We start from the raw sequence: 15,367 nt of genomic DNA, 5'->3' as shown, positions 1-15,367 counted from the left end.
GCGCGCCGAAATCGCGGCCTGATCAGTGGGCGACGGCCTTCTCGGCGCCGACGCCCGTCAGGCACCGCACCTCGAACTCCGCGTTGATCTCCGGGTCGCCGCGATCCGGCGAACTCAGGGTGCCGACGATGCCGAGGATGAACGCCAGCGGAATCGACACGATGCCGGGGTTCGCCAACGGGAACCAGGCGAAGTCGACGTTTGGCAGCATCGCGGTCTTCGCGCCGGACACCGCAGGCGAGAAGATGATCAGCACAATCGTCGAGATGAGTCCGCCGTACATGCTCCACAGCGCGCCGCGCGTATTGAACCGCGGCCAGTACAGCGAGTAGATGATCGTCGGCAGGTTCGCCGCCGCGGCCACCGCGAACGCCAGCGCCACCAGGAACGCGATGTTCTGCTCCGCGGCGAGGATGCCGAGGCCGATCGACAGAATGCCGATCACCACCACTGTGATGCGGGAGACCCGAACCTGCTCGCTCTCGCTCACCTCATGGCTCTTCATCACGCTCGCGTAGATGTCGTGTGCGAATGACGTTGCGGCCGTGATGGTCAGGCCGGCGACCACCGCGAGGATCGTCGCGAACGCGACGGCCGAGATGATGCCGAGCAGCACCACGCCGCCGAGTTGGAAGGCCAACAGCGGTGCGGCGGCGTTCTGCCCGCCGGGCGCCTCCAGGATCGCGTCGGGTCCGACGAGGGCCGCGGCCCCGTAACCCAGTGCGAGGGTGAACAGGTAGAACGCGCCGATGAGCACGATCGCCCACACCACCGAGCGGCGCGCCTCCTTGGCGGTCGGCACGGTGTAGAAGCGCATCAGCACATGGGGAAGACCGGCCGTGCCGAGCACCAGCGCCAGCGCCAGCGAGATGAAGTTGATCTGCGACGTCAGCGAGGCACCGTATTGGGCGCCCGGTGCCAGCACGTCGCGACCGGCGACGGCTTCGCTCGTGGAGCCCGAGACCGCGGACTGGGCGGCGCCGAGCATCTCGGAGAAGTTCAGGCCGAACTTGGCCAGCACCCAAACCGTCATCATGGCCGCACCGCCGATCAGCAGGACCGCCTTGATGATCTGCACCCAGGTCGTGCCCTTCATGCCACCGATGAGCACGTACGCGATCATCAGCAGACCCACGACGGCAATGACCAGCGCCTGACCGATGTCACTGGTGATGTTGAGCAACAGGGCCACCAGACCGCCCGCACCCGCCATCTGGGCGAGCAGGTAGAACAGGCACACGGCCAACGTGGTCGTCGCGGCTGCCATCCGGACCGGGCGCTGCTTGAGCCGGAAGCTCAGCACGTCAGCCATCGTGAATTTGCCTGCGTTGCGCAGCAACTCGGCGACCAACAGCAGAGCGACCAGCCATGCCACCAGGAAGCCGATGGAGTACAGGAAGCCGTCGTAACCGTAGACGGCGATAGCTCCCGCGATTCCGAGGAAGCTGGCGGCGGACAGGTAATCACCGGAAATCGCGATGCCGTTCTGCGGGCCGGTGAAAGACCTTCCCGCGGTGAAGAATTCGGCGGCGGTGGCGTTCTTCTTGCTCGCGCGGATGACGATGAACAGCGTGATCGCTACGAAGAGACCGAAGATGCCGATATTTGCAACGGGACTGCCGACGGTCGTGCCCTCGGCGGCGAGGATGGTCAGGGTGTCGTGGTTCATGCCACACCGCCCTCGAGCTCGTCGCGGATCGCCTTGGCGCGCGGGTCGAGTTCCCGGTTGGCGAACCGGACATAGATCGCGGTGATGACGAAGGTCGATACGAACTGGCCGAGCCCGACGATGATGCCAACGTTGATGTTTCCCCACACCTTGATGGCCATGAAGTCATTGGCGAAAGCGCCGAGGATCACGTACGCGGTGTACCAGAGCAGGAAAAGCGCGCTCATCGGGAACACGAAGCGGCGCAATCGGCTTCGAAGTTCCTGAAACTCCGGGCTGGCCTGAACGGCCAGATACTGCTCACCGCTGATGGCGGTGTCTGTTGTCGGCATCGTGTGCTCCTGAACGTCGAATGTGAACCGGCTCAACTGGAGAAACTAGATGAGATGCAGGTCACATACCCAGTGCATACGACGTTGACACGGCGAAACCCGTCGACGATGCGGTAAGCGGTCGGTCGGCGACGACGAACGGTGGCAGCTCAACCGCACCGTCTGGTCTTCGCGCGAGCGCTCATCCCCACCGTCTGGTCTTCGCGCAAGCGCTCATCCCCGGGGCACGCGCTCGACACCCATGCCAAGCCGTTCCGGTACATGCATCCGGGCGAAGATCTGTGCGACATCAGCGGGTGGATCGGTGCGTCCGAACCGGCTGACCAGGATCATTGTTGCGAATGCCAGCGGAACGGTGACCGCGGCGGGGTAGCCGATCATCACCGCGGGCCAGCCGCCCAGAACGTCGTCGTCGATCCCACCCGCCACCGCCACCGTGACCGCGGTGCCCGACAGCACGCCGCCGACCACCAGACCGCACGCGGCACCCCACGCGGTCAGGCCCCGCCACCAGATGCCGAGCACCAGCAGCGGACACAGCGTCGACGCGGCGACGGCGAACGCCAGGCCGACGCTGCGGGACAACTCCAGCTCGCCGGTCGTGGCCAGTGACAGCGGGATCGGGATCAGCCCGCCCACCATCGCGGCCACCCGGAAGTCCCGCACCCGGCCGCGCATCACGTCGGTGGCCAACGCGCCCGCGATGCTGACCAGCAGCCCCGACGACGTCGCAAGGAACGCCGCGATGGCACCGGCGGCGACGAGAGCGGCAAGTAACTGCCCCGCCGCCCCGCCGATAGCGGTCGACGGCGCGAGAAGGACCGCGGCGTCGGCGTTGCCGGTGATCAGGATCCGCGGAACGTAGAGGCGTGAGAACACCCCGAGCAGCGTCGGAAACAGATAGAACAGCGACAGCAGAGCTATGACCGCCAGCGCTGTACGCCGGGCCGCGCGACCGTCGGGATTGGTGTAGAACCGCACGAGCACATGCGGTAAACCCATGGTGCCCAAAAACGTTGCGACGATGATCGACAGCACCTGATAGAGCGGATGGTCACCGCCGAGCCCGCCGCCGGACGCGATCCACTCGGTGCCGCTGCTGGGTGTGCCTGCCACCACAGGTGTCGCCGCGCCCGCGGCAAGAATCAGCGTGGTGCCCGCGTCGAGGGTGTGATCGCCGGGCGCCGGGATCGGCTGGGCGTCAACGGGTGTGCCGTCGAGCATGCCCGTCACCGTGATGCCCGCTGGATCGGGGACTCGAACCACCACATCGGTTTCGATCGCGACCGTGGTGTCCGCGGTGACCGTCGGGGGCATCGGGCCGCCGAGGTCGCCGCGGTCGGCGACGAACAGGCCGAGCAGCGCGAGCGCGGGTATCGCGATCGCGGTCAGTTTCAACCAGTATTGGAACGCCTGGACAAACGTGATCGACCGCATACCGCCGGCCACAACGTTCGAGATGACGATGGCGCCCACCACCACTGGGCCCACCCAAACCGGTAGACCCAGAAGGGCTTTCAACGCGAGGCCGGCACCTTGATACTGCGGCACCAGGTAGTAGATGCACACCACCACGACGACGATCATGGCGACCTTGCGCAGCCTCGCCGAGCCCAGTCGGAACTCGGCGAAGTCGGGCACCGTATAGGCGCCGGTGCGACGCAGCGGCGCGGCGACGAACAGCAGCAGGCCGAGATATCCCGCGGTGAAGCCGACCGGATACCACAGCGCGTCGGCGCCGTATTTGGCGATCAGCCCGGCGACGCCGAGGAACGATGCGGCCGAGAGGTATTCGCCGGAGATCGCGGCGGCGTTCCATTGCGGGCCGACGGTGCGTGAGGCGACCAGGAAGTCGGATGTGGTGCGGGAGAACCGCACTCCGTAGATGCCGATGGCGACGGTCGCGATGACCGCCGCGAGTAGGGCGGCCGCCGTCAGGGGCGAGCCGGTCATGGTTCGCTGTCGACGACGCCGACGAAGTCGCGCTCGGCCTGTTCGGCCAGGCGCACGTAGAGCCGTCCGACGCCGTAGAAGAAGGGATACACCAGGACCGCGAGCACGAGCCAGTTGAGCCGGATGCCGGCGACGCTGATGGCCGCGAGATCCGGAAACGCCGCATTGAGCAATGGAATTGCGACGACGGCACACACGACCACGGCGGCCAGGCGCAGCGCCAGCCCGAGCTGGGCGCGAACGAGGCCGCGCACCAACGCGTCGCCGACCTGCGTCTGTTCCTGCACCTCGACACGGGTGCGCACCATGCGGGCACCGCGCCGCTGGGACAGCACGACGCGTTCGCGTTGGGGCCGTTCGCCACTAGTCATCGGGTTTGAGATTCCGCATCGGGTCGCGGACGACGCGGTCGCGCAGTTCGCGGGCCTGTCGCCGGCTGACGGGCAGCTCGACCGCCGGTGACGCACCGTTGGCGCGCAGGCGTACCAGCACGCCGCCGTCGCTGTTGCGCAGCCCGGTGACCAGTCGTAGCGCCACCAGATAGGAACGGTGCACTCGGTGGAAACCCTTGTCGCGCCAACGACTTTCGAGGGTGCTCAGCGGAATGCGAACCAGGTGGGACCCCGATACCGAGTGCAGCCGTGCGTAGTCCCCCTCGGCCTCCACCCAACCGATGGTGTCCCGTGGGACCAGGTGCGTGACGCCGCCCAGTTCGGCGGGAATCACGTCGTCGTCAGGCAGAGCGGTGGGTTCGGTGACCCGCGCCGTCAGCACGCGTCGCACCGCCTCGTCGAGGCGGTCCTGACGGATCGGCTTGAGCAGGTAATCCAGCGCGCCGACGTCGAATGCCGCGACGGCCTTGTCGTCGTGGGCCGTGACGAACACGATGGACGGCCGGTGCGAGAAATTGGCGAGCACACCGGCGAGCTCGATGCCGGACAGTCCGGGCATGTTGATGTCGAGGAAGATCGCGTCGACGTTGCAGCGGTTGAGTTCACGCAAAGCCGACGTGGCGTCCCCGGCGCGCAGCACTTTGCCGATGTCGCCGTGCTGGTCGAGGAGATAGGCGAGCTCGTCGAGCGCAGGTGCCTCGTCGTCGACCGCGAGCACCGTAAGGGGCTTGTTCATACGCGCACGCCCGCGCGGAATTTGGGGACTCGCATCACGACCTTTGTGCCCGCGTCGATTGCTGTTTCGACCACCAGACCGTAGTCGTTGCCGAACGCCGCGCGCAGGCGGTGATCGACATTGGTCAGCCCGACGTGTGCCGAGTCCTTCTTCTCGTCGGCCGGGGCCCCCTCGGTGCTCAGGACGTCGCCGTGTCCGGCGCGCAATATGTCGGGGTCCATGCCGACGCCGTTGTCCTCGATCGTGATGACACAGTCCGATCCTTCGTCGCGGGCGATGATCTCGATCTCGCCACCGCCCTGCCCGGCGAAGCCGTGCCGGACCGCGTTCTCGACCAGCGGCTGCAGCGCGAGAAACGGTACAACGACGTTGAGCACCTCCGGCGCGACCTGAAGCCTGACCTTGAGCGCGTCACCGAATCGTGCACGCTCCAGCGTGAGATAGCGGTCGATGTTGCGCAGCTCGTCGGCGAGCGTCGTGTACTGCCCCGCGGCCCGGAACGAATAGCGGGTGAAATCGGCGAACTCGAGGATGAGCTCGCGGGCGCGGTCGGGGTCGGTCCGCACGAACGACGCGATCGTGTTGAGCGCGTTGTAGATGAAGTGCGGGCTGATCTGCGCGCGCAGGGCGAGCACCTCGGCGCGGTCGAGCCGGGCGCGGGAGGCGTCGAGTTCGGCGAGCTCGATCTGGCTCGTCGCGTACCGGGCAACCTCACCGACGGCGCCGAGCAGGCCCGGCGCGGGGGCGCGGGCGGTCACGACGACGAGGACGCCGAGTGCGTCGCCACTCTCGGCGAGCATCGGCTGCGCGACGACCGTCGACGTCCGTGCGTGGGTGAGCACCCGTCGTCCACCGGCGATCGACTCGTGCGCCGCGCGCTCGCACGCGTCGAACACATCGGGCGTCCACAGTGTGCCCTCGGCGGGATCCTGCGCGAGCAGTCGGCCGTCGGCGGAAAAGATGGCGACACCCTCGGTGCCGGTGAGCCCGCGCAGGAACGGGGCGGCGGTGTCGGCGGATTCGGTGTCCAGGCCCTGGCGCAGGGCCCGGGCGGCCAGTGACGCGGTGTGTAGGGCGGCGTGGACGGCGCGCTCGGTGGGGGTCGCGACGACCCGGCGCGTGCGCACCGTGATGACCGCGGCGGCCACCGCGGCAAGGAGCAGCACCGCCGCCAGGATTATTGCGAGCTCGCCGGACATCTCACCTCATCGGATCGAGGTCACTTTAAACCGACGAGGTGGCGAAACTGCAGCTGATTCTGTTCCCGCGTAACGGTGATAACCGGGCCGCTGTTTGCTCAACGTGGGCTGCCTGCGGCTCACCTCACGGAAAGACGGCGCGACCCTCGCCGATGTCGTCTCCGCTGGTATGTGGGGTGCCCGGGCTGGAGGTGTCTAAACGTCTCGGGGGGCGCCCCCTCAGAAGTTATCGATTATCTGCTGAGCGATGGATCGCACGGGAGTGTTGTCGTTCTGGGACAGATGTTTGAGCATTTCGAAGGCGCGGTCGGCATCAACCCGGTAGTGATTCATGAGTATTCCTTTGGCCTGTCCGATGAGATCCCGGCTTGCCAGCGCAGTCTCGAACTGCTCCTCGCGAACGGCGGTCATCATTGCGACCGTGGCCATGGTCGCCAGAAGCGCGCCCATTGTCTTGCCTGAGTCGTCAAACGAGTCCGGCTTTTGGCTGAACAGGTTCAGTGCTCCAGTGGCCTGGTGTTGGGGAATGAGCCGGTACGACAAGATGCCGTGAACCCCGGCAGCCACTGCGGCGGAAGCGAATTCCGGCCACCGGCGTTCTTCGCGCATGTCGGTGCTGCTGATGATCACCACCGCGTCCTGTGCGGCGTCCAGGCAGGGGCCTTTCTGGTGGCGCAGCTGGATCGAATCGAGTTCGACGGCCAGCGGCGCAGTGGGCGCGACTGACCGCGCTTCGTCCTCGTACATGACCAACATGTCGGCGAAGTCCACCCCCTCGATCAGCTCCACGGCACTAGTCGTGATGCTGAGCAAGGCCTGCTCCAGGGCGGTGTCCTTCGCATGACCACGGATTAGCTGAACCATCGCAGCGCGAACCTTCTCGTCAACACTGTTGGCGCTGCTCATAGGACTTCTTTCCGGAGGGAGTTGGATCGACAGCCGCGCGCCCTCTGGTCTCAGTATGCGCCATGCCAGGCCCTGGGATTCCCCGCCGATCAATTACTCAGCTCGGCCACCTCCGCGTCTCGGCGGTCGTCGTAGGCTGCTGAGATGACTTCGAAGCTCTGCCTGGTTCAAGATCCCGCGGCCGACGAGTTGCTGGAGTCGAATCCATTCGCGTTGCTGGTGGGCATGCTGCTCGATCAGCAGTATCCGATGGAGGCGGCGTTCGCGGGACCGAAGAAGATCGCCGACCGCATCGGTGGCGTGGACGCTCGCGAGATCGCCGATTACGACCCCGACGAGTTCGCCGCGCTGTGTTCGAAAACCCCTGCGATACATCGCTTCCCGGGCTCGATGGCCAAGCGGATTCAGGCGTTGGCGCAACTCATCGTCGACGACTACGGCGGTGACGCGTCCGCGCTGTGGACGTCCGGCGATCCGGACGGGGCCGAGGTGCTTCGTCGCATCAAGGCGCTGCCCGGGTTCGGCGAGCAGAAGGCCAAGATCTTCCTCGCACTGCTCGGCAAGCAATACGGCGTAACGCCCGACGGGTGGCGCAAGGCCGCCGGAGATTACGGCAAGGCCGGCTCGTTCCTGTCGGTGGCCGACGTGGTCGATCCCGGCTCGCTGGAAAAGGTGCGGAACTACAAGAAGCAGGCCAAGGCAGCCGCGAAGGCCGCCAAGGGTTAGCTCGGCTCGCGGTGGGGTTGCAGGTCGAGTTCGGCCAGGCTGCGCAGGATCCCCGCGACGACACGACCGGTCGACGTGCCGGTGTCCAGACCCTCACGCAACGCCCGCAGTCGCAGTCCGCGATCGGTCAGGTCGGCGATGGTTCGGGTGACCTCGGTGGTCGAGCGGCCGAGGCGGTCGAGCGCGACGACGATGACCGTGTCACCGGAGCGGGCGTAGCTCAGCATCGCGTACAGCCCGGCGCGGGCCCGGTCGGCCGTTTCGGACACCCTGTCGGTGAACACCCGCCTGGGGTCCACGCCCTCGGCGCTGAGCGCGGCGAGCTGAGCCTCGAGGTTCTGCCCGACGGCGCTCGCGGCGGCGTAACCCAAAATGCAGGTCATGCATTCAAGGTCCCACGGCACTCACGAGTGGGGAAGAGGCGCGGCGCCTTCGAGGCTGGCTAACTGCCGAACTGTTATCGAATGTCGACCTAGCGGCCGAAACCGCGCGCTAAGCGCGGAACGGCTCACCGTCGAAGCGCTCGCGGGTCGCGATCTCGGCAACCGGCTTACGGGTTAGCTTGCGGACCTGCTTCACCGGTTTGCCGATCGGCAGCAGCGCGGCGATCGCGTAGTCCTCGGGGATACCGAGCAGGTCCTTGGCTCGGGGTTCCTCGGCCACGGTCACGGTCGCCAGCACGCCGCCAAAGCCCTCGTCACGCGCGGCGAGCAGGATGTTCCACACGAACGGATACACCGACGCGCCCGCGATCAGACCGATGCGGTCGAGGTACTGGTCGAACGCCGCGCACACATTCAGGTCCACGCACACCACAAGGACGGCACCGCAGTAGACGAACGGTAGGTAGGGGCCCGCCTCGGTGGCGGCGACTTCCTCCGCCGTGACCTTCATGGGCTTCACCGGATTCCACGGGAACTCACCGTTCCTGACCTGAGCCGTATAGCGGCGCGCACCCGTCACGCTGAGGTCGGCCAGCGCCTTCCGGGTCTCGTGGTCGCGGATCACGATGACATGGGTGCCTTGGCGGTTGCCGCCGGTGGGGGCGAACCGCGCGTTGTCGAGGATGCGCTCGAGCACCTCGTCGGGCACCGGGTCGTCGGTGAATCGACGGACAGCACCGGTTGTTCGCATGACGTCGGAAAGCTCCATGCCCAACATCATCGGCTGTGGGAAGCTACACGTATGAAGACACACCTGAATTGCCCGTGTGGCGAGGCGATCCGCGGTGAGAACGAGGACGATCTCGTCGAGAAGGCTCAGGCTCACTTGTCAGAGGTGCATCCCGGCCGCGATTACGACCGAGACGCCATCCTCTTCATGGCTTACTGAGCCGCCCGCGTCAGGGAACGACCGTCGAACCGATGGTCGGCATGAACTGGCATTGCTTCTCGGTCGTGGTGACCTGACCGAAGATCGTCGAGATGATGCTGCCCGAACCGGTGTCGGCGATCGCCGTCAGCGTGGTCGGCCCCTGGGGGTTGATGTCTGATCGTGGCACCAGTGTGGCTCCACCGGACTTGCCGGTCGTCAGGTTCACCCAGGTGACGTTCAGCGGCAGCTTCTGCTCCGCGGCCGGACCCGGGGTGCCGATCGCGGTGAACACGTAGGCCGTCTGGCCCGGTCCCGGTCCCGGCGTCGGGATCTTCGCGGGACCCGCCACCGAAATCGCTGTGGCGAGCACGTTTCCACCATCTTTGAGGCATCCGTTGCTGATCGACGGATACAGGAAGTCCTGCGTTGTCGGGGCGTCCGGACCGAACTCGGGGCCGCCGGGTGCGGCGGCGGGTGCGGCGGCAGCGGGATCCGGGCCTGGCGCAGGCGCCGGGGCGGGGACCGGAACTGCGACCTCCGGTGCGGGACCGGGGGCAGGCGCAGCGGCTTCGGGCGCGGGCAGTACCGCGGCGGCCTCAGGGGCAGGCATTTCCTCCGGCGCGGGACCGACGGCATGGGCGGGGTTGACCCCCGCGGGCAGGTGCGCCACCGTGCCCGGCGCCGCGCCGGGGGCCGGGGTGTGGGCGACGAACTGGTTGACGGCCGACGCGACATTGCGTGAGTCGGGCGGCGCGGTGGCGTCGCCGGCGAACACCGCGGCGGCGGCCATCAACGTCGAGGCCGCGCTCGTCGGATCGGCGGCGGCCTGCTGAATGATCGGTCCGAGACTCTGCACCGCAGGGAGACCAGGGGCCTGCAGCGCGTCGATGGGTTGTGCCGGGGCGGGTGCCGGCTGTGCGCCGGCCACACCGGTCACGCCGCCGAACAGCAGCGTGACCGATGAGCCGAACGCAACGGCAGCGGTGGCGAACATCGTCCTTGTTGACATGACTCCCCCTGAGAGTGGTTGTGGTGGTCTTCTCGGTCGACGTCGCCGCTGCCGTCAGGGCAGGGCCGACAACGGCAGCATCAGCGGTGCGGCACCGGCGGCGGGAAGCGCCGCGGGAGCTGCGGCCGCAGGAGCAGCCAACGCGGGTGCGGCGGCCGTTGCGGGTGCGGCGGCCGTCGACGCCGCCGGCAGCAGACCGGCCAATGGCGTTCCCGCGGGCAACAGCGATGCGAGACCGGTCAGCGGTGAGGCGGCTTCCGTCAGCAGGTTGGCCGGGTTGGCCGCAGGCGCAGCCGCTGTGGCGACCGGCGCTGCGGCGGGCAGTGCCGGCGCCTGCGGCAGGGTGACCGACGCGGTCGCGGTCTGCGGCGCCGCGGCGGGTGCGGCCGGGGTGGTGGCGGTGTTGAGCATCGACGTGAAGCCCTGCACGAGTTGCGTCGCTGCGGCCGGATTGGATGCGAGCTGCTGGATGAACGGCAGGCCCGGAACGCCGGGGGTCGGTGCAGGGGCAGGTGCTGCGGGCTGGGCGGAAGCGGTTCCGCTCAAGGCCAGTGCAGCCGTGACGGCTCCCGCGGCCGCAATCATTGTGGTCGCGAAGAGTTTTCTGGTGCTGTGCATGGTTCTCCCATTCAGGTTGGTCGGCACGCCTCGACCCGAAGCTACGGAGTTACTGGTGTTACTCAAGTGACACGTGTGGCATTTATTCAACCGTTACGGATGCGAGGGCTAACGGTTACCGGTCGATAGAGTCGTATGGATAGACACGCCGACCACCGCCTCGACCGCGTCGCGATTGCCCGCCCGACTGGCCGCCGCGGCGCCGATTCTGTTGGTGATCAGCATCGTCGTGCGTCTGGCGTGGACATACCTGGTGCCCAACGGGGCCAACTTCGTCGATCTGCACGTGTATGTCGGCGGCGCGGGCATGCTCGACCATCCGGGGACGCTCTACGACTACGTCTACGCCGACCAGACGCCGGACTTCCCGCTGCCGTTCACCTATCCGCCGTTCGCGGCCATCGTGTTCTACCCGCTGCACCTGCTGCCGTTCGGACTCGTCGCCTTCGCCTGGCAACTCGGGCTTTTCGCGGCGTTGTATGGAGTCGTACGGATGAGTCAGCGGCTGCTGGCCGCCGGAGCCGCCCCGGCGGCGACATCGGGCGCCGGAGGCGACCATCGAACGGCGATGCTGTGGACGGCCGTCGGCATCTGGATCGAACCCCTGCGCAGCACGTTCGACTACGGCCAGATCAACGTGCTGCTGGTGCTCGCGGTGCTGTACGCGGTGTACAGCACGCGATGGTGGGTGTCGGGACTACTGGTCGGCCTCGCGGCCGGGGTGAAGCTGACACCCGCGGTGGCGGGGCTGTACTTCCTCGGCGCCCGCCGGTGGGCCGCTGTCGCGTTCTCGGCGGTCGTCTTCATGGCAACGGTGGGGATTTCGTGGCTGATCATCGGCGGCGAAACCCGTTACTACTTCACCGAATTGCTCGGCGACGCGTCCCGGGTGGGACCAATCGGGACGTCGTTCAACCAGTCATGGCGCGGCGGGATATCCCGGATACTCGGACACGACGCGGGTTACGGGCCGTTGGTGCTGGCCGGCATCGCGGTGACGGCCGTACTGGCGGTGCTGGCATGGCGCGCGATCGGCGGGGCGTCCGACCGACTCGGGGCGATTGTCGTCGTACAGCTGTTCGGCCTCCTGCTGTCGCCGATCTCATGGACGCATCACTGGGTGTGGCTCATCCCGTTGATGATCTGGCTGCTGCACGGTCCATTGCGGGACCGGCTCGGCGCGAAGGTGCTGGGGTGGGGCTGGCTGGTGCTGACCCTGATCGGGGTGCCGTGGCTGCTGAGCTTTGCGCAGCCGACGATCTGGGTCATCTCCCGTCCGTGGTACCTGGCCTGGGCGGGGCTGATCTACATCGTCGCCACGCTGGTAACGCTGGCGTGGATCGCCGCTACTGGCCGACGATCGCGTTGATCTCCTTCGCCATCTCGACGTCCTTGTCGGTGATACCGCCCTCGGAGTGTGTCACCAACACAAAAGTGACTGTCCGCCAACGGATGTCGATGTCGGGATGATGATCTTTCTCTTCGGCCTTCTCGCCGACGCGCCGCACCGCGTCGATACCGTCCAGAAAGGCTCCGAATTTGATCGACCGGCGCAGGGCGCCGTCGGCGCGTTCCCAGCCGTCGAGATCGGGCAGTGCGGCGTCCACTTGGTCGTCCGTCAATACAGCCATGCTTGTTAGGTATACCGTCAGCCGCAGTGTCAAACCAGAAGCCGAATCAGATCGTCGTCGCCGGAGCTCTAATCGCGGCTAACGCACTGCTGGTCGCTCAACGTGACAGGCCGCCGGCCCTGGCCGGCCTATGGGAACTGCCCGGCGGCAAGGTGGCCGCGGGTGAGACGGACGAGGCCGCGCTCGTCCGTGAACTCAAGGAGGAACTGGGCGTCGATGTGACTGTGGGCGCCCGCCTCGGAGTCGACGTCGCGCTCACTCCGGCGACCGCGCTGCGCGCCTACCGGGTCACCCAGACCGGTGGCGCCTTGCATCCGAACGACCACCGCGCGCTGCGCTGGATCACCGTCGACGAACTCGACGACCTGGACTGGGTGCCCGCCGACCGAACGTGGCTTGCCGAACTGCGCGCCGCGCTGACGAGTTGATCCGCAGCTCGTCGACGCACATTATTCTTCCGGTCCATGCGCGTGCTGCGTTTCATCTGGCAAGGGGTGCTGGCCTTTGACCGGGCCGGCAGCCGGATACCGCAACTCACCCAGATCTGGCTCATCGAGTTCTTCTTCGCGGTGCCGCTGATGTTCTTCATCGGCAAGGTCATCGACATCCGCGGTGCATTCGGTGTGCCGGGAACCGGTGAGTCGTCCCCCGCAAGCGGGTGGTACCCCCAGCCCGGCGTCTTCTGGGGCGCGCTCGTGGTCTCGCTTGTTTTCGGGTTCTTCTTCTTTCGCAGTTTGGTTCGGCCGCGCGTGGTGCGCGGGTCGTGGACCCCGATGGTCAGTGCCGACATCGGCGACGTCACCGTCTACAGCGGAAATCGCCAGTGGACGACGAGCTACGACTATCTGACCAGCCACCCGTCGTACGCGCTTCTCCTGCTCATCACCGCCCCGATCCCGGCCACGATGGTGTTGATGACCCTCAACCACGGGGACAGCACGTTCTACTGGCGGGTGTCGGGAATCGTCGGGCTGATCATCCTCGCGCTGATGGTGCTGGCACGCGTATTGGCTTGGTATGTCTTTCGATTCGGCCGCAGACAACTCGACAACCAGGCCCAGTCCAAGGGTGTGTCCGAGCGTCGATTGGGGTGGGAGATCGCCTGGAAGCCCGTGCTGATGTTGATGGTCATGATGTACGCGATCGTCTGCATCCCGCTGGGCATCATGTTCTGGCAGCAGGACCGTGAGATCGCCGCACTTCCCGTGGTCACGGTCGACGACACCGTCGACGCCGGCAAGTACTTTCGCGTGGAGGGTGCGCTTGCTTCTGAACCGGTCTACTGGGCGCCGCGGGGGACCGGCCGTGGCGGCAACAACTACTCCGGAGCGGGCATCCTTGTCGAATTACCCTCCGGCGGTGAGGCATTGCTTCTCGCCGAATCATTGTCGGTGCCTGACTTCAAAGGCGCCGTGGACGACGTGAAGAACGGCGAGATCAAGACCCAGGGCAAGGTGATCGATTCCATCACCGAGGACCAGGAGGAGTACTACGGGTTCGACGAGGGCGACTTCGGCTACCCGCCCGCTGACGGGCGCGTGATGCTGCTGCTGTCGTACCCCTAGATGGCGCGCATCGGCAGCGACGTCGGCCCGGACAGCGACGGGGTGGTCGTCCACTTCACCGGCCCTGCGAGTTCAAGCCCCGCGATGCGGTCGAACAACCCGTTGAGCGCGACGACCACCTCGAGCCGGGCCAGATGCGCACCCATGCAGAAGTGCGAGCCGTGGCCGAAGCCGGTGTGACCGAGGGGTTTTCGTTCGAAGTCGAAGCGGTCGGGGTCGGCGAAGCGGCGCGGGTCACGGTTTGCGCCCGCATAGAACAGCACCACCCGCGACCGGGCGGGAATCACGGTGTCGGCGATCTCGTAGGGCGCCAGCGTCGTACGCGTCACCCACTGCACCGGTGACCCCCAGCGCAGCGTCTCCTCGACGGCGGCCGGGATCAGGTCGCGGTTATCCCTCAGCCGCGCATACAGATCCGGGTCGCTGGCCAACTGGATGAGCAGGATGCCGAGCAGGTTGGTGGTCGTCTCGTTGCCGGCGATCAGCACGATCAACGCGGCACTGAGCGCCTCCAGCGGCGTGATCTCGTGTGCCGCAAGCGCCTTGCTGATACCGCCAAGCACGTCGTCGTGCTGTTCGGTTCGGCGCCTACGCAGTTCGTCGACGATGAGACCCCGCAGTGACAGGATGCCCGGCAACGCATGGCCGATTGTCATGGTGACGGCGCCGAGCGTGCTGGCGCCGAACAGCGCCGTGACTCCGTTGGACCACACCCGGAAATCACGCCAGCGGGAGCGGTCGATGCCCAACAGCAGTGCGATGGCCGAGACGGGCAGCGGCACCGTCAGGGCAGGGACCATGTCGACGATCTCGCCGCGGGCCAGCGCATCGACGCTGGGTTCGACGAACTGCGCCAGCGATCCCTCGAGTCGGCGCATCGCCGACGGCGTGAAGTAGGGCGCGGACACCCGGCGCAGCCGCGCGTGATCAGGTTCGTCGGTCGACACGACGCTCGGTATCACCGTGGACCGCAGCAGGACTCCCGAACTCGACGACAACACATCGTGGGCCCGCGCCGCGGCGGTGACGTCTTCGTGGCGGGCCATCATCCACACGTTGAGCATCTCGTTGACGTGCACGGGGTGCTCCCGCAGGCGCTCCAACGCGGGGAACGGGTTCCTGATCGTCTCGACAGCGGTGGGGTCGAAATCGGTCCGCGGCACGCTCCTGGTGACCGAACCGACCCGCGCACGACGGAGGTCCCGCACCGCGCCCTGGCCGACCATCAATCCGAAGTCGCGCATCGTCGAGCCGACCACCGGCAACGTAGAAGCTCGCATACAGCAAGGATGTGCGCCCGCACGCGGCAGCGACATG

At 66.9% G+C, this 15,367-nt stretch carries 18 protein-coding genes; 5 read left to right on the top strand and 13 right to left on the bottom strand.

The genetic code is table 11. The features are described 5' to 3' along the window. Positions 1-22: 22 nt before the first annotated feature. The 7 genes from G6N42_RS14585 to G6N42_RS14555 all read right to left on the bottom strand — a co-directional run bounded on the left by G6N42_RS14585 (position 23) and on the right by G6N42_RS14555 (position 7,187). On the bottom strand, positions 23-1,669 hold the full coding sequence (locus G6N42_RS14585; RefSeq protein ID WP_174262080.1) for a monocarboxylic acid transporter: 1,647 nt from the start codon (positions 1,667-1,669) through the stop codon (positions 23-25). Further along, a complete protein-coding gene (locus G6N42_RS14580) occupies positions 1,666-2,001 on the bottom strand; it encodes a DUF485 domain-containing protein (RefSeq protein WP_163737538.1) in 336 nt (111 codons plus the stop codon). The genes G6N42_RS14585 and G6N42_RS14580 overlap by 4 nt, the downstream gene beginning before the upstream one ends. Positions 2,002-2,214: 213 nt before the next feature. Further along, positions 2,215-3,954 (bottom strand): sodium/solute symporter, encoded by a 1,740-nt coding sequence (locus tag G6N42_RS14575; RefSeq protein ID WP_163730227.1) that lies wholly within the window; start codon positions 3,952-3,954, stop codon positions 2,215-2,217. Then, positions 3,951-4,325: a hypothetical protein gene (locus G6N42_RS14570; RefSeq protein WP_083123969.1), complete on the bottom strand. Its 375-nt coding sequence runs from the start codon at positions 4,323-4,325 to the stop codon at positions 3,951-3,953. Before G6N42_RS14570 ends, G6N42_RS14575 begins: the two co-directional genes overlap by 4 nt. Then, complete coding sequence (locus G6N42_RS14565; protein WP_163730226.1) at positions 4,318-5,082, bottom strand: LytR/AlgR family response regulator transcription factor; 765 nt, start codon at positions 5,080-5,082, stop codon at positions 4,318-4,320. The genes G6N42_RS14570 and G6N42_RS14565 overlap by 8 nt, the downstream gene beginning before the upstream one ends. Then, positions 5,079-6,281 carry a sensor histidine kinase gene (locus tag G6N42_RS14560; protein ID WP_163730225.1) on the bottom strand — a complete coding sequence of 401 codons (1,203 nt, stop codon included), beginning with the start codon at positions 6,279-6,281 and terminating at the stop codon, positions 5,079-5,081. The genes G6N42_RS14565 and G6N42_RS14560 overlap by 4 nt, the downstream gene beginning before the upstream one ends. A gap of 219 nt (positions 6,282-6,500) precedes the next feature. Beyond that, positions 6,501-7,187 carry an ANTAR domain-containing protein gene (locus tag G6N42_RS14555; protein WP_163730224.1) on the bottom strand — a complete coding sequence of 229 codons (687 nt, stop codon included), beginning with the start codon at positions 7,185-7,187 and terminating at the stop codon, positions 6,501-6,503. Between the two features lie 144 nt (positions 7,188-7,331). On the opposite strand from G6N42_RS14555, the gene G6N42_RS14550 reads away from it, so the two are divergent. Continuing rightward, positions 7,332-7,913 (top strand): HhH-GPD-type base excision DNA repair protein, encoded by a 582-nt coding sequence (locus tag G6N42_RS14550; RefSeq protein ID WP_163730223.1) that lies wholly within the window; start codon positions 7,332-7,334, stop codon positions 7,911-7,913. On the opposite strand, the gene G6N42_RS14545 is transcribed toward G6N42_RS14550, so the two are convergent. After that, entirely contained in the window at positions 7,910-8,296 is a 387-nt protein-coding gene (locus G6N42_RS14545; protein ID WP_163730222.1) for a recombinase family protein, read from the bottom strand. The genes G6N42_RS14550 and G6N42_RS14545 overlap by 4 nt on opposite strands. Positions 8,297-8,405: 109 nt before the next feature. Further along, positions 8,406-9,065 (bottom strand): nitroreductase family protein, encoded by a 660-nt coding sequence (locus G6N42_RS14540; protein ID WP_163730221.1) that lies wholly within the window; start codon positions 9,063-9,065, stop codon positions 8,406-8,408. A 33-nt stretch (positions 9,066-9,098) separates the two neighbouring features. Between G6N42_RS14540 and G6N42_RS14535 the strand changes: the two genes are divergently transcribed. Next, positions 9,099-9,245, top strand: coding sequence for a DUF1059 domain-containing protein (locus G6N42_RS14535; RefSeq protein ID WP_083123951.1), 147 nt, complete (start codon positions 9,099-9,101; stop codon positions 9,243-9,245). Positions 9,246-9,255: 10 nt separating this feature from the next. On the opposite strand, the gene G6N42_RS14530 is transcribed toward G6N42_RS14535, so the two are convergent. Both G6N42_RS14530 and G6N42_RS14525 read right to left on the bottom strand, forming a co-directional pair. After that, entirely contained in the window at positions 9,256-10,236 is a 981-nt protein-coding gene (locus G6N42_RS14530; RefSeq protein WP_163730220.1) for an Rv1157c family protein, read from the bottom strand. A gap of 54 nt (positions 10,237-10,290) precedes the next feature. Next, the gene (locus tag G6N42_RS14525; RefSeq protein ID WP_163730219.1) at positions 10,291-10,854 is read right to left on the bottom strand and encodes a hypothetical protein; all 564 of its coding nucleotides are present in this window, start codon (positions 10,852-10,854) and stop codon (positions 10,291-10,293) included. A gap of 139 nt (positions 10,855-10,993) precedes the next feature. Between G6N42_RS14525 and G6N42_RS14520 the strand changes: the two genes are divergently transcribed. Continuing rightward, positions 10,994-12,223, top strand: a complete 1,230-nt coding sequence (locus G6N42_RS14520; protein WP_163737535.1) for a mannosyltransferase — start codon at positions 10,994-10,996, stop codon at positions 12,221-12,223. Here G6N42_RS14520 and G6N42_RS14515 read toward each other — a convergent pair. Further along, positions 12,201-12,485, bottom strand: coding sequence for a 4a-hydroxytetrahydrobiopterin dehydratase (locus G6N42_RS14515; RefSeq protein WP_163730218.1), 285 nt, complete (start codon positions 12,483-12,485; stop codon positions 12,201-12,203). The genes G6N42_RS14520 and G6N42_RS14515 overlap by 23 nt on opposite strands. Before the next feature lie 26 nt (positions 12,486-12,511). Between G6N42_RS14515 and G6N42_RS14510 the strand changes: the two genes are divergently transcribed. Together G6N42_RS14510 and G6N42_RS14505 are read left to right on the top strand one after the other, a co-directional pair. Next, the gene (locus G6N42_RS14510; protein ID WP_163730217.1) at positions 12,512-12,913 is read left to right on the top strand and encodes a (deoxy)nucleoside triphosphate pyrophosphohydrolase; all 402 of its coding nucleotides are present in this window, start codon (positions 12,512-12,514) and stop codon (positions 12,911-12,913) included. Between the two features lie 36 nt (positions 12,914-12,949). Beyond that, a complete protein-coding gene (locus G6N42_RS14505) occupies positions 12,950-14,050 on the top strand; it encodes a hypothetical protein (protein WP_163730216.1) in 1,101 nt (366 codons plus the stop codon). Here the strand turns inward: G6N42_RS14505 and G6N42_RS14500 are convergent. Beyond that, on the bottom strand, positions 14,047-15,330 hold the full coding sequence (locus tag G6N42_RS14500; RefSeq protein WP_232076136.1) for a cytochrome P450: 1,284 nt from the start codon (positions 15,328-15,330) through the stop codon (positions 14,047-14,049). The two genes, G6N42_RS14505 and G6N42_RS14500, sit on opposite strands and share 4 nt — an antisense overlap. Between the last annotated feature and the right edge of the window lie 37 nt (positions 15,331-15,367).

Origin of the sequence: Mycobacterium gallinarum, assembly GCF_010726765.1 — a bacterium.
Lineage (GTDB): Bacteria > Actinomycetota > Actinomycetes > Mycobacteriales > Mycobacteriaceae > Mycobacterium > Mycobacterium gallinarum.
The sequence above is the reverse complement of the archived record's forward strand: the minus strand, read 5'-3'. Positions and strand labels throughout refer to the sequence as shown.

Coding starts and splice junctions, on each gene's coding strand:
- G6N42_RS14585 (WP_174262080.1), bottom strand. CDS start 1,669: ATGAACCACGACACCCTGACCATCCTCGCCGCCGAGGGCACGACCGTC.
- G6N42_RS14580 (WP_163737538.1), bottom strand. CDS start 2,001: ATGCCGACAACAGACACCGCCATCAGCGGTGAGCAGTATCTGGCCGTT.
- G6N42_RS14575 (WP_163730227.1), bottom strand. CDS start 3,954: ATGACCGGCTCGCCCCTGACGGCGGCCGCCCTACTCGCGGCGGTCATC.
- G6N42_RS14570 (WP_083123969.1), bottom strand. CDS start 4,325: ATGACTAGTGGCGAACGGCCCCAACGCGAACGCGTCGTGCTGTCCCAG.
- G6N42_RS14565 (WP_163730226.1), bottom strand. CDS start 5,082: ATGAACAAGCCCCTTACGGTGCTCGCGGTCGACGACGAGGCACCTGCG.
- G6N42_RS14560 (WP_163730225.1), bottom strand. CDS start 6,281: ATGTCCGGCGAGCTCGCAATAATCCTGGCGGCGGTGCTGCTCCTTGCC.
- G6N42_RS14555 (WP_163730224.1), bottom strand. CDS start 7,187: ATGAGCAGCGCCAACAGTGTTGACGAGAAGGTTCGCGCTGCGATGGTT.
- G6N42_RS14550 (WP_163730223.1), top strand. CDS start 7,332: ATGACTTCGAAGCTCTGCCTGGTTCAAGATCCCGCGGCCGACGAGTTG.
- G6N42_RS14545 (WP_163730222.1), bottom strand. CDS start 8,296: ATGACCTGCATTTTGGGTTACGCCGCCGCGAGCGCCGTCGGGCAGAAC.
- G6N42_RS14540 (WP_163730221.1), bottom strand. CDS start 9,065: ATGGAGCTTTCCGACGTCATGCGAACAACCGGTGCTGTCCGTCGATTC.
- G6N42_RS14535 (WP_083123951.1), top strand. CDS start 9,099: ATGAAGACACACCTGAATTGCCCGTGTGGCGAGGCGATCCGCGGTGAG.
- G6N42_RS14530 (WP_163730220.1), bottom strand. CDS start 10,236: ATGTCAACAAGGACGATGTTCGCCACCGCTGCCGTTGCGTTCGGCTCA.
- G6N42_RS14525 (WP_163730219.1), bottom strand. CDS start 10,854: ATGCACAGCACCAGAAAACTCTTCGCGACCACAATGATTGCGGCCGCG.
- G6N42_RS14515 (WP_163730218.1), bottom strand. CDS start 12,485: ATGGCTGTATTGACGGACGACCAAGTGGACGCCGCACTGCCCGATCTC.
- G6N42_RS14505 (WP_163730216.1), top strand. CDS start 12,950: ATGCGCGTGCTGCGTTTCATCTGGCAAGGGGTGCTGGCCTTTGACCGG.
- G6N42_RS14500 (WP_232076136.1), bottom strand. CDS start 15,330: ATGCGAGCTTCTACGTTGCCGGTGGTCGGCTCGACGATGCGCGACTTC.